11 protein-coding genes are annotated in these 11,967 nt (G+C 73.7%); 6 read left to right on the forward strand and 5 right to left on the reverse strand.

Going from position 1 to position 11,967, the window contains the following annotated elements; all coding sequences use genetic code 11:
• Window positions 1-16 precede the first annotated feature (16 nt).
• The gene (locus tag ABD832_RS27910; protein WP_344900619.1) at window positions 17-2,368 is read right to left on the reverse strand and encodes a polysaccharide lyase 8 family protein; all 2,352 of its coding nucleotides are present in this window, start codon (window positions 2,366-2,368) and stop codon (window positions 17-19) included.
• 159 nt (window positions 2,369-2,527) lie between these two features.
• Here ABD832_RS27910 and ABD832_RS27915 point away from each other — a divergent pair, with 159 nt between their 5' ends.
• Window positions 2,528-3,952 (forward strand): Ig-like domain-containing protein, encoded by a 1,425-nt coding sequence (locus ABD832_RS27915; protein WP_344900621.1) that lies wholly within the window; start codon window positions 2,528-2,530, stop codon window positions 3,950-3,952.
• Between the two features lie 152 nt (window positions 3,953-4,104).
• On the opposite strand, the gene ABD832_RS27920 is transcribed toward ABD832_RS27915, so the two are convergent.
• The 3 genes from ABD832_RS27920 to ABD832_RS27930 all read right to left on the reverse strand — a co-directional run bounded on the left by ABD832_RS27920 (window position 4,105) and on the right by ABD832_RS27930 (window position 8,009).
• Window positions 4,105-5,118, reverse strand: coding sequence for an enolase C-terminal domain-like protein (locus tag ABD832_RS27920; protein WP_344900623.1), 1,014 nt, complete (start codon window positions 5,116-5,118; stop codon window positions 4,105-4,107).
• A 305-nt stretch (window positions 5,119-5,423) separates the two neighbouring features.
• Complete coding sequence (locus ABD832_RS27925) at window positions 5,424-6,797, reverse strand: MFS transporter (RefSeq protein ID WP_344900625.1); 1,374 nt, start codon at window positions 6,795-6,797, stop codon at window positions 5,424-5,426.
• 162 nt (window positions 6,798-6,959) lie between these two features.
• Window positions 6,960-8,009: an aldo/keto reductase gene (locus tag ABD832_RS27930; protein WP_344900627.1), complete on the reverse strand. Its 1,050-nt coding sequence runs from the start codon at window positions 8,007-8,009 to the stop codon at window positions 6,960-6,962.
• Window positions 8,010-8,251: 242 nt separating this feature from the next.
• Here ABD832_RS27930 and ABD832_RS27935 point away from each other — a divergent pair, with 242 nt between their 5' ends.
• From ABD832_RS27935 to ABD832_RS27945, 3 genes are all read left to right on the forward strand, one after another.
• Window positions 8,252-8,668, forward strand: a complete 417-nt coding sequence (locus tag ABD832_RS27935; protein WP_344900629.1) for a MerR family transcriptional regulator — start codon at window positions 8,252-8,254, stop codon at window positions 8,666-8,668.
• 294 nt (window positions 8,669-8,962) lie between these two features.
• Window positions 8,963-9,313, forward strand: coding sequence for a YciI family protein (locus tag ABD832_RS27940; protein ID WP_344900631.1), 351 nt, complete (start codon window positions 8,963-8,965; stop codon window positions 9,311-9,313).
• Between the two features lie 7 nt (window positions 9,314-9,320).
• Window positions 9,321-10,541, forward strand: coding sequence for an RNA polymerase sigma factor (locus ABD832_RS27945; RefSeq protein WP_344900633.1), 1,221 nt, complete (start codon window positions 9,321-9,323; stop codon window positions 10,539-10,541).
• Window positions 10,542-10,744: 203 nt separating this feature from the next.
• On the opposite strand, the gene ABD832_RS27950 is transcribed toward ABD832_RS27945, so the two are convergent.
• Window positions 10,745-11,155, reverse strand: coding sequence for a YybH family protein (locus ABD832_RS27950; RefSeq protein ID WP_344900635.1), 411 nt, complete (start codon window positions 11,153-11,155; stop codon window positions 10,745-10,747).
• A 73-nt stretch (window positions 11,156-11,228) separates the two neighbouring features.
• On the opposite strand from ABD832_RS27950, the gene ABD832_RS27955 reads away from it, so the two are divergent.
• On the forward strand, window positions 11,229-11,591 hold the full coding sequence (locus tag ABD832_RS27955) for a DUF4440 domain-containing protein (protein WP_344900637.1): 363 nt from the start codon (window positions 11,229-11,231) through the stop codon (window positions 11,589-11,591).
• 90 nt (window positions 11,592-11,681) lie between these two features.
• Entirely contained in the window at window positions 11,682-11,864 is a 183-nt protein-coding gene (locus ABD832_RS27960; protein WP_344900639.1) for a hypothetical protein, read from the forward strand.
• Window positions 11,865-11,967 lie beyond the last annotated feature (103 nt).

Genomic DNA, 11,967 nt, shown 5'->3' on the forward strand with positions numbered 1-11,967 from the left:
CACCCGCGCACGGCCGTCACCGGCCGCCCGGCGACCTCCCGCCGAGCCGTACGGTGACCGTGACCGAGTCCCCGCCCCAGGCCGCCGGGCGGTCGAAGACGAGCGTGAGCCCGGCCCCGGTGGTGGCGCCCGTCAGCACTCCGTGCCCGTCCAGCACCCCGGTCACCGGCCGGTCCCAGGTCACGGTCAGGGTGTCCAGGTCGCGCCGCGGATCGGACACGGTCACCGTGGCCGTACCGTCGCCGGTCTCCCTGACCAGGAGCGCGCACGGGGCGGAGGCGGCCAGGCCGCCGACGGTCCCGGCGTCCCAGAACACGACGGCGGTCAGGCCGAGCGACGGGACCCGCACGCCCTGCCGCCGGGCGGTGTTGTCGAGCACCCGCACCCGGCCGGGGTCGGCGGCCCGGGACCGGGTCGCGGCCAGGCTCGCCCCCGGCAGGAGCAGGTAGAGGTAACCGGCCGAGACGGGGTCGACGCCGTGGTCGAACCACAGGGTCGTGTAGTCGCGCGCCGGTCCGCCCGTCCGCGTCCCCTCGGCGACCCGCCTCTCGCGCAGCGTGCGCAGGCCGGAGGCGCAGGGAAGGACGTAGCCGCCGTGCCCCTCCAGGTGCGCCCAGCCCGCCGCCTCGTCCACGGTCAGGCGCGCGCCGGTCCTGCGGTTGTCCACGACGGTCTCGACCGGTACGCCGTCATCGGCGGTGATGCCCGCCCCCAGGCAGACCACGGCGTCGTCCAGGAAGAACCAGGACTTGAACGCCCGCATCGTGCTCTCGAAGCCGTTCAGGTGCTGGCCGACCGCCGCGTACACGCCGTCGGTGGCGCCGCCCACCCAGCGGACCGGCGGGCAGGTGTCGCCCCAGGCCGGCCCGGCGCCGTCCGCGAGCCGCTTGGTGGAGACGGTCGTGCCCGGCAGCCGGTAGGGGTCGACCGTGGCCCAGAAGGAGTCGGAGTACTGGTCGCCGTGGCCGCGGCCCCACCAGTGGAGCATTCCCGAGCCGGTGTGCCAGCCGCGCGGGTTCTCGCCGTTGCCGTGCTCGTAGTGGCCGATCCGGTCCGAGGCCATGCTGAGGCCCGCGCACCAGCCCGGCCTGCGGTGGACGGCGCGGGCGCTCCTCGCCAGGAGCCGGTGCCCGGCGGGCTCGGCCGCGGCGGGGACCGCGTCGTCCTCCAGCACCGCGGCCAGGCGGGCGTGCGCTCCCAGGTCCTCGGCCCCGGCCGCGGCGAGCATGGGCCGGCAGGTCTCCCGCAGCGCCCACCCCTTGACCGTGGACCGCCAGCGGGCCCGCTCGGCCGCCGACGCCGACTCGCCCAGCAGCAGCATCGACAGGGCGATCCTGCGTCCCCTGTCGTGGTCGCCGTACGGCCGCCTGCCGATCCCGCGGCCGGAGACGAGGTCCATGCAGAGACCGTCGTGGACGAACGGCGCGAACGACCTCTCGACCATGTCGAAGACGACCTGCCGCCGGGGATCCGTGATCTCCCACGGAGAGCCGCGCAGCACCGCGAACAGGGTCGCCAGGCCCGACAGCAGCACCGCCCCGTACCCGCCCTGGTAGGGCACGAAGGTGTGCTGCAGGAACGAGCCGTCCCGGTGGAAGCCGTCGCCCTCCTCGACGTACGGGAAGACCGGGGAGAGCGCCGAGGCGGCCAGCGCGACCCCGCCCGGGTCGGATCCCACGAGGGCACGCAGCAGCGTCACCACGCACAGGTCCACCCGGTTGGCACCGGTGCTGGTGCCCTCGTAGTCGCGCAGCAGGCACGCGGGCACGAAGTGCTCCGCCGCCTCCCGCAGCGGCCCGCCCTCCCGCTCGGTCAGGTGCGGGCCGATCAGCACGGCCGCGTCGAGGAGCCTGCGCGGCACGCCGATCTGCCAGTTCCACCAGTTGCCCGTCGCCTCCGCGCCCGCGGCGTACACCCGGCTCCGGTAGTGGTCGATCCCGGAGGCCACGGCCGCGGCCAGGCCGGCGTCACCGGTCAGCCCGGTCCCGGGCAGGGCGTACGCGCGGGCCATGGTCCGCAACCGCTCCGGGGTGGCGGTGAAGGAGGGGAACGCCAGGCCCGGCCAGAGCGACGCGCCGGCCGGCGCCATGGTGTCCCGGTACCGGGCCGCGGTCCTTCCCAGCTCCGCCAGCCGGGTCCGGTAGGGCTCGGCCGAGGCGTCGAAGCCCGACCCGGCCGTGACGTCCCGCCACCGGCGGCGCAGCAGGGCGAAGACGTCGTCCCGCCCGGACGCCGCACGGGCCACGGGCGGGGCGTCCGTCCCGGGCGAGGACCGGCCCGGGACGCGCGCGACCTCCGCCGGGATCAGCGCCCCGGCCGCGGCGGCTCCGCCGAGCCGGAGAAGCGATCGCCTGGAACATCCGCTCACACCGGGATTGTCGCTCAAGGAGGGCGTTCGTCCCGCGTGTCGCGGGAAACGCGGTACGCGGGCACCTGACGCGACACGATCGTCACCGAGAGTAATCTCCGTTCTGAAGTGGATGATCCATGAGGGCATCCCTCATGACAGAACGGGAGTCCAGAGTTGGTGCCACGACGATTCACCTCCGCGCTCATCGCGTCGGCCTGCGCGCTGTCGACGCTGCTCACCCCGCCGGGCGCCCCGGCCGCGGCCGGCACCGGCGCGCACGCCGCCACCGCACCGCAGGCCACCGCGCGGGCCGCCGTCACGCCCTGTGTGCAGCAGGGGCAGGCCACCTACCCCGTCGAGTACTACTGGAAGAACGCATTGGGCATGCGGCTGGGCGGCGGGTCGGTCTCGGTCGACACCTCCCCGCCCCTGTGGGGCGGGCGGATCGCGCCGGGCGGCACCTTCACCATCACGCTGGCCCACCGCACGACCCGGTGGCCGTTCCTGGTCAGCCGCTACACCACGACGTGGGACCTGTCGTCGCTGCTGGCCTACGCCGACGTCGTCGGCCAGTCCGGGACCGGCGCCGTCGTCGGCAGCGTCCTGTCGATCCCCTCGCAGGGCACCAAGGCCGACCCGCCGGCGAAGGTCATCACCTTCCAGGTCAGGCAGGGCACCGTCGGGGGCGCCATGACCATCCGGCCGACCGGGATCAGCAGTGTCCTGTCCGCTCCGGGCCAGCTCGGAGCCAACGCTCCCGCTCCCCCGATCCAGATCGTGAGCGGGCAGTCCGTCTCGCCCACCCGGGCCGCCGACGACACCGCCACCACCGCGCCGGGCACGGCCGTCAGGGTGCCCGTCCTGGCCAACGACACCGCGGCCGCACCGACGATCACCGGCCTGAACCCGCCGGCCAACGGCACCGCGACGATCTCCGGCCGCGACGTGGTCTACACGCCCGCCGCCGGGTTCACCGGCACCGACAGCTTCACCTACACCGTCACCACCGCCTGCGGGACCGCCACCGCCACCGCCACGGTCACCATCCCGTGCACCTCCACGCCCGTCGACCTGGTCAACGGCAGCTTCGAGGCACCGCCGGTGGCCACGATCGACAGCGCGGTCCCGGACGCCTCGTCGAACCCGGGCGTCGGCTGGCGCACCACCGCGACCGACAACCGGCTGGAGTTCTGGGCCGGCGGCCAGACCGGGGGCGGGAGCGTCGCCGTCCCCGCCGCCGACGGCCGGCAGTTCGCCGAGCTCAACGCCAACCAGGTCTCCACGCTCTACCAGGACCTGCCGACCGTCCCGGGGACGCGGATGACCTGGTCGCTGTACCACCGGGGGCGTCAGGGCACCGACGTGATGCGGGTGCTCATCGGCGCGCCGGGGGCGACCGTGGCCCAGATCCCCACCGGCGCCTCGTCCCCGGACATCTCCGACGGCAACACCGCCTGGGGCTACTACACCGGGGTGTACGTCGTCCCCGCGGGGCAGACCGTCACGCGGTTCGCCTTCGACTCGGTGTCGGCCGCGGGCGGCAGCCAGGGGGCCGGCAACTTCCTGGACGGCGTGGTCTTCACGACGCCGGCCTGTCCGTAGAGGATCCCGGAGAACCCTGAACGGCTACCGGACCGCTCCGGGTCGGCTCTGTGGCGGTTCTGGAGCGGCTCCGGGGCGGGCGCCGGGCTCGGTCGTGTCGCTCCCGCGCGAGGCCTCCGGGTGAGGAAGACGTCCGGTCGGAGTACGCCCGTTCAGACGGCGTACGACTCCTTGGCCAGGCGGCGGACCCGGTCCTCGTCGATGCGGTGGCCCAGGCCCGGCTGGGTGAGCGGCACGGCCACCACGCCGCCCGAGGCACCGACCGGCGGGTCGACGATCTGGGCACTGCGTGGCGGCTCGGCCACGTCACAGGGCAGGCCGCAACCGGGCAGGCTGGCGGCGGCGACGGTGGCCGCGCGGGCCAGCCCGGTGCCGCGGCCACCGGCGCAGGCGATCTCCCAGCCGACCTCCACGGCGCGGTCGTGCACCCGGCGCACCTCGCGCAGGGACCCCAGGGCCGCCGGGCGGAGCAGCAGCGCCCGGCCGGCCCGCACGGTGATCGCCTCTTCCAGTTCCGCGGCGGAGGAGACCTCCAGCAGGACCGGCGCGGCGACCCGTTCCTGCAGGTCGGCGTGGTCGGCCAGGCCCGCGGGACCGGCGAAGGGACGCTCGATCGCGGAGAGCGTGTAGGCGTCGAGCGCCGCCAGCGCGTCGATGCCGGTGTAGGCGCCGCGCGCGTCCACGGCGATGCCCAGCACCGGGTACGCCTGGCGGACGGCGCGCAGCGGCTCGACGTCCCAGCCGGGATGGACGTCCAGGGTGACGTGGGCGTATCCGGCGCAGACGTGCCGGTTCACCCTCGCGACCAGGCTGTCCAGGTTGCGCTCGGCGCCGATCCTGACGGTGGCCATCAGGGAGGTACGGGTACCGCCGAGCGCGTGGGCCAGCGGCACCCCGCGCATCTTGGCCCACAGGTCCCAGCAGGCCATGTCGGCCGCGGACCCTCCGGGGATCCTGCCCAGCTCGTCCGGGTGCTCCCAGTCCAGGCCGATCAACGCCTGGCCGAGCCCTTCCTCCAGCGAGACCCAGGTCTCGGGGTCGGCGTCGACGACCTCGCCCCACCCGGTCATGCCGCCGTAGTCGGTGAGCCGGACGAGGATGCTCTCCGGCCGCCTGCCGTACGGCAGGATCAACCGGAACACCTCGAGATCACGGACACGCGGCATGGACCCCCCCTCGGTCTCTCCGAGCCCGGAGAACTCCAAGCTCTGAAAACACGAATCCCGCCCGGGGGCGGGACTCCGTTCAACACCGGGAAGGACGGCGTTCTTCCCCATGGTGCCACGCGGACCCACGGACATCCCCCGTACCCGGGGAAATCCGGAACGGGGTCCGGAGTCGGACGGATCAGGAGAAAGCGGCCCCCGCCCGGCTCCCTGCCCGAGCCCATGATCGGGACCCGAGACGGGGGCAGGGATCGAGGCGAGAGCGGGGACCCGAGGTGGAAACAGGGACCGGGCCCGGGGAGGCGTCAGGTCCTGACCCGTCCCGCCACCAGGGTCCCGCTGGCCGCCAGCAGCGCCACCAGCGCGAAGCAGAGCAGGTAGACGGCACCGAGGGTGCCCAGGGCCGCCAGCAGCGCGCCGGCCACCGCGACCGACACGACCGTGTAGACCGACTCCGCGACCCCCAGCGACGCGCTGTTCTCCCCCTCCTGTCCCGGGGGCGACAGCTCCAGGACGAGCACCGACAGCGTCGGGTACACGACGCCCATGCCGAGCCCCAGCACGATCTCACCGGCGAAGGCCGCGGCGATCGGGACGGCCGCGAAGACGGTCAGGCCCATCATCACGAGGCCCACGGTGATCAGCAGCATGCCGAACCGCAGCAGCGGGACGCGCTCGAACCTCCTGCGCCCGACCACCCACGAGCCGAACGACCAGCTCAGCGCACCGCCGGTCAGGACGAGCCCGGCCATGGTCAGCGACAGGCCGCGCTCGTCCCTGAGCATCAGCGGCAGGAACGCCTCACCGCCGATGACCGCACCCGCCGCGATGCCGCGCAGGGAGATCACCGAGGGCAGCCCGCGGGCGGCGCGCAGGGTCCCCGTGGGCAGCAGCCGCGGAAGCGCCGCAGCCAGCACGGCCAGACCGACGGCGACCAGGACGAGCCCGGCCCCGCGCGTCGCGCCCCCGTACTGCATGAGCGACGCGCCGTACTGCATCAGGGCGGCTCCGACCGCGACGAGCAACGCCCAGCCCAGCCTCCACGCGATCGAGGCGCGGGCCGGGACGGGCGGTTGCTCCGACATCGGCGCGGAGGCCAGCCCGCGCCAGAGCAGCAGCGCGGCCGGCAGGAGGATCACCGCCACGCCGTAGAAGACCCAGCGCCAGCCGACGCTCTCCACCACGACGCCGGTGATCGCGGGTCCCACCATGGAGGGCACCACCCAGGCGGTCGCGAAGATCGAGAACACCCGGGGGTGGAGCTCGGCCGGATAGACCCGTGAGACCAGGACGTACATCGCCACCTGGAGCATGCCCGCGCCGAAGCCCTGGACGAACCGGCCCGCGATGAACACGTCCATCGTCGGCGCGACCCCGGCCAGGATCAGCCCGACCGCGAAGACCCCCGACCCGGTCCACAGCGGCGCGACCGGCCCGGCCAGGTCTCCCCAGCGCCCGCCCAGCACGGTCGCGACCACCCCGGCCGCCAGCGCCCCGCTGAACGCCAGCCCGTACAGCGCGTGGCCGTTCAGCTCGGCGGCCACGACCGGCATGGCGGTGGCCACGGCCAGGTACTCGAAGGCGGCCAGGGTGATCAGGGCCACCGTCCCGACCGTCAGCGCCCGGTAGCGGGGGGCGAATATTCCGGCGGGACGTTCTTCGATCGTCGTGCTAACCATGGGATAGACGGTACGGCCGGTGCCCGGCACCCGTCATCGGGCCCGTGGTTCGGCCCTTGGTCGTAGGACCGGCGTCCCGGTCCTCTCCCGCAGGAGCGACGTCTCCCGCGAGACCGGCGGCCCCCACGGGACGGGCGGCCCGCGCGGGACCGGCGGGCGGCCTCACCCGGCGGCGCGTTCCGCGAGCGGGCGCCGTCGCAGCGCGGCGTCGGCCAGCGACGGCGGGCGCCAGGCACCGTCCGGGGCGTACAGGTTCGTCCCGGGCGGGACGATCTCGTCGATCCGGTCGAGGACGGCGTCGTCGAGGATGAGCGGGGCGCCCTTCAGCAACTCCTCCAGGTGCCCCATGGTCCGGGGCCCCGTGATCACCGAGGTGACGGCGGGGTGCGCCGCGGCGAAGGCCACGGCGAGCGCGGGAAGCGAGCAGCCCAGCTCCTCCGCGAGGGCGACCAGCTTCTCCAGGGCGTCGAACTTGGCGGCGTTCTCCGGGAGGGCGGGGTCGAAGCGCGCCGGGGTCAGGGCGGGACGGCCGGTGGACAGGTCGACGGGCCGCCCCCTGCGGTACGCGCCGGACAAAAAGCCCGAGGCGAGCGGGCTCCAGGTCAGCACCCCCATCCCGTACCGCCCGCAGACCGGGAGCACGCCGGCCTCGACGCCCCGGGCGAGCAGGGAGTAGGGCGGCTGCTCGGTCCTGAAGCGCTGCAGGCCGCGGCGCTCGGCGACGTGGTGCGCCTCGACGATCTCCTCGGCCGGGAAGCTCGAACAGCCGAAGGCGCGGATCTTCCCCTGGCGGACGAGGTCGCTCAGCACCGAGAGCGTCTCCTCGATGTCGGTCGAGCGGTCGGGACGGTGGATCTGGTAGAGGTCGATCCAGTCGGTCCGCAGGCGCCTGAGGCTCTCCTCGACCTCCTTGAGGATCCAGCGACGCGAGTTGCCGCTCCGGTTGGGCCCCTCGCCCATCCGGAAGTGCACCTTGGTGGCGAGCACGACGTCGTCGCGGCGCCCCTTCAGCGCCTTCCCGACGATCTCCTCGGACTCCCCCGCCGAGTACATGTCGGCGGTGTCGACGAAGTTGATCCCCCGGTCGAGCGCGGCGTGGACGATACGGGCGCACTCGTCGTGGTCGGCGTTGCCGACCGCGCCGAACATCATGGTCCCGAGGCAGTGGACGCTCACCTCGATGCCGGTGCCGCCGAGAGTGCGGTAGCGCATGGTCAGGCTCCCTTGCTGACGTCCGGCGGGTGCCGGTGAGGACGCGCCGGGACGGTCGTGGCCGTACCCGGCGATGAGAACGCGGCGGCCCCGTGCCCGTCATGCCTGTCGTGCCGGGCGTGCCGGGCGTGCCCGGCGGCCGTCGCCGCCGCGCCCCCGCGATGACCGTGACGGATGGGCCGCTCGGGTCCGCATCCTAGGAGCTGGAGCCGACTCTAGATCAAGTCCGTATCCTGGACGGCATGCGGGATGTCACACCGGGTCTGAGCATCGGCCAGGTCGCCGAGCGCACGGGGCTGAGCGTCCACGCCCTGCGCTTCTACGAGCGCGAGGGCATCCTGATCGATCCGGTACGGCGCGGCCCCGGCGGGCGTCGCGTCTACGGTGAGGGCGACGTGGAGTGGCTGACCCTGTGCATCGTCCTGCGCGCCTCGGGCATGCCGTTGCCCGACATCCGCCGCTACACCGAGTTCGTCCGGCAGGGAACCGGTAACGAGGAGGAGCGGCTCGCCCTGCTGCGCCTGCACAGGGAGCGGGTGACGGCACAGATCGACGGCCTTTCGCGGTGCATGGACCTGATCAACCACAAGGTCGGGGTGTACGAGGACCTCCTCGACCAGGGCGCCACCGACCACCCGTGCTCGGCACCGCCTTCGTGACCGGGGTCCTCCCCGACGGCTCCCGGTGCTCCCGGTGCTCCCGGTGGCCTGGCCTGCGAGCACGGGCGGGCCCCGGCGTACCCCACCGGATCCGCCGGGAACGCGGGCCGCGGCGGACGGACGGGTCGCGCGAGCCGTACGGAAAAATTCCGGTTCTCCCCGCGCGCGATGTCGATGCGGGCGAGGGCCGTTCGTGTAGGAGGTGAGAGGCCGGCGCCGTGCCGTGCCCGGCGGCGACGGGGGCCGCCACCGGGGTGGTGGCGCCGGTGGTCGCGAGAACCAGGAGGATCGACCATGAAGCAGTATCTGCTCAGCGTGTACCAGCCCGACGGCACCCTGCCGTCCGGTGAACTGGAACCCATCATGCGGGACGTCGGGGCCGTGGAGCGGGAGATCAAGGAGGCGGGGGCGTGGGTCTTCGCCGGAGGGCTGCACCCGGCGAGTTCGGCCACCGTGGTGCGGGTCCGTGACGGTGAGACGCTGACCACCGACGGCCCGTTCACCGAGGGCAAGGAGCACATCGGCGGGTTCACCGTCATCAAGGCACCCGATCTCGACGCCGCCCTGGAGTGGGGACGCAAGCTCGCCGGCGCGACCACGCTCCCGGTCGAGGTGCGTCCCCTCGAGGGCGAGGCCGAGGACTGACCTCCCCATGACGGGCCTGTCCGCCGAGCAGATCGAAGGCGTGTTCCGCCGGGAGTACGGCCGCGCGGTGGCCGTCCTGATCCGCCACCTCGGTGACATCGACCTCGCCGAGGAGGCGGTCCAGGACGCGTTCACCGAGGCGGTACGGCGGTGGCCGGTCACCGGCCCTCCCCCGAGCCCGGCGGGATGGATCATCACCACCGCCCGCAACCGGGCGATCGACCGGCTGCGCCGGGAGGCCACCCGCCAGGACCGGTACGCCCAGGCCGCCCTGCTGCACACCCCCGGTGAACCCGTCGAGGAGGGTCCCGTGCGCGACGATCGGCTGAGGCTGATCTTCACCTGCTGTCATCCCGCGCTCTCCACCGGCGCCCGCGTCGCGCTGACGCTGCGGTTGCTGGGCGGGCTCACCACGGCCGAGATCGCGCGCGCGTTCCTGGTCCCCGAGCCGACCATGGCCCAGCGGCTGGTCAGGGCCAAGAACAAGATCCGCGACGCGGGGATCCCCTACCGGATCCCCGCCGAGGCCGAACTGCCCGATCGCCTGCGGGCCGTGCTGGCCGTGGTCTACCTCGTCTTCACCGAGGGGCACACGGCCAGCACGGGCGACCGGCTGGTCCGCGAGGACCTGTGCGCCGAGGCCGTCCGCCTGGGACGGCTGCTGGCCGAGCTGATGCCCGACGAGCCGGAGGTGCTGGGACTGCTCGCGCTCATGCTGCTCGCCGAGTCGCGCCGGGCCGCCCGCGTCACCCCCGGCGGCGACCTCGTGCTCCTGGCCGACCAGGACCGGAGCCTGTGGGACCGGGAGCTCGTCGCCGAGGGGCAGGCCATCGTCCGGCGCTGCCTGCGGCGCGACCTGCCGGGGCCGTACCAGATCCAGGCGGCGATCAACGCCGTGCACGCGGACGCGCCGATCGCGGCCGCCACCGACTGGCGGCAGATCCTGGCCCTGTACGACCGGCTGCTGGAGTTCGCCCCGGGACCGGTGGTGGCCCTCAACCGTGCGGTCGCGGTGGCCGAGGTCGAGGGACCGGCCGCTGCGCTCGACCTGGTCGACGGCCTCGACCTGGACCGCTACCACCTGTTCCACGCGGTCCGGGCCGATCTGCTGCGGCGCCTGGGCCGGGCCCCCGAGGCGGCCCGTGCGTACGACGCCGCGCTGGACCTCGTCGGCAACGCGGCCGAGCGCGACTTCCTGCGGCGCATGCGCGCGACGGTGGATCCCTGACCGTCGCGGGACCCGCCCCGCCTCGTCGCACGCGTCACGGACATCGAACACGTCGCGATCGTCGTGCCCGGCCGCGCCGGTCGGTCGGCCGGTCGCCGATGATCACCAGGTCGAGCCGGTCGAGGTGACCGAGGCCGGCGATCATACCGAGGTGACGGCCGGACAATGGGCCTCGGCCGTCACCCGGGACCGGTGGGGCTCACTCAGTGCGGGGCCCGGCCGGTTCCGAAGGGGTTGTTGACGGCGTAGCGCCACAGCCCGTCCGGGCCCCGTCGCGCGACGTCGGCCGCGGTTCCCCCGAGGTGGACCTCGTGGCCGTCGGCGCCCGTGCCTCGAAGGGACCAGTCGACGATGAGCAGGGCGACGTCTCCGGCGACGTAGGAGTGCCGCAGCCGGGCGTCGATCGGCAGGCCGAAGCCGAGGAGATGGCGGTCGGCGGCGGCCCGTTCCGTACCGGTGGCCGGATGGCCCGGGGAGGGGACGAGCACGCTCGCGTCCTCGTAGAGGCCGTCCAGGCGCTCGGCGTTCCCCGAGTTGAAGGCGTCCACGTAGGCCGCAGGGAGCAGCTCGGCGTCGGTGGGAAGAATGGCGGCGGTGTTGTCATGACGTGTCATGACATACGCATCGTACCATGAAAATGATCTTCATAGGGCGGGGCCGAATGGCAGGAGAGAACGGAGACGAAGGATGACACGGGACGACGTGCTCGACCTTGAGAGGCAAGGCTGGCAGGCACTCTCCTCCACCCCGGAGGCCGCCACCGGGTTCTACGAGCGGATCCTCGACCGCACGGTCGTCATGCTGCTGCCCGGCGGCATGGTCCTCGACGACCGGGCGGCGATCGTGAAGGCCATGTCGGGGCGGCCCTGGTCCTCCCACGAGCTTCAGGACCCGCGCGCGTCCCACCCCACGCCCGACACCGCGCTGGTCACCTACGGCGTCATCGCCCGGCGTGACGGCGCCCCGCCGTACTCGGCCCTGATGAGCAGCCTGTACGCGCGCCGCCAGGAGGGCTGGAGGCTGGTCTTCCATCAGCAGACACCACGCTGAACCGGCCCCCGGCACCGGCGGCGATGTAAGGGGTAAGTCGTACCGCTGTAATGGTTGAGGTGTATTAACCGTTTACAGCACGCTGGAGGTATGACAGACGAGATCTCGGCCGGACGGCGGCCCGCCTGCCCCTCGTGCGGGCGGCCGGCCACCGTTCCGGCGTCCACCCACCACACCTCGGAGGGAATCGTCCGGTACGCGCGATGCGCGTGCGGCCGATGGCTGGTCGTGCTGGCCGGGCGGGTCATCGGCGCCAACGCCGGCGCCGGGTGAACGCCCGGCCCCGGCACCCACGTCCCCTCCCGGCCGGATACTCCTTGGGACCGGGTCGAATCGGGCTCAGAAGGTCCGGGTCCGGGTTCGGGTTCGGGTCCAG

It is taken from the genome of Streptosporangium longisporum, from assembly GCF_039534895.1.
GTDB lineage: Bacteria > Actinomycetota > Actinomycetes > Streptosporangiales > Streptosporangiaceae > Streptosporangium > Streptosporangium longisporum.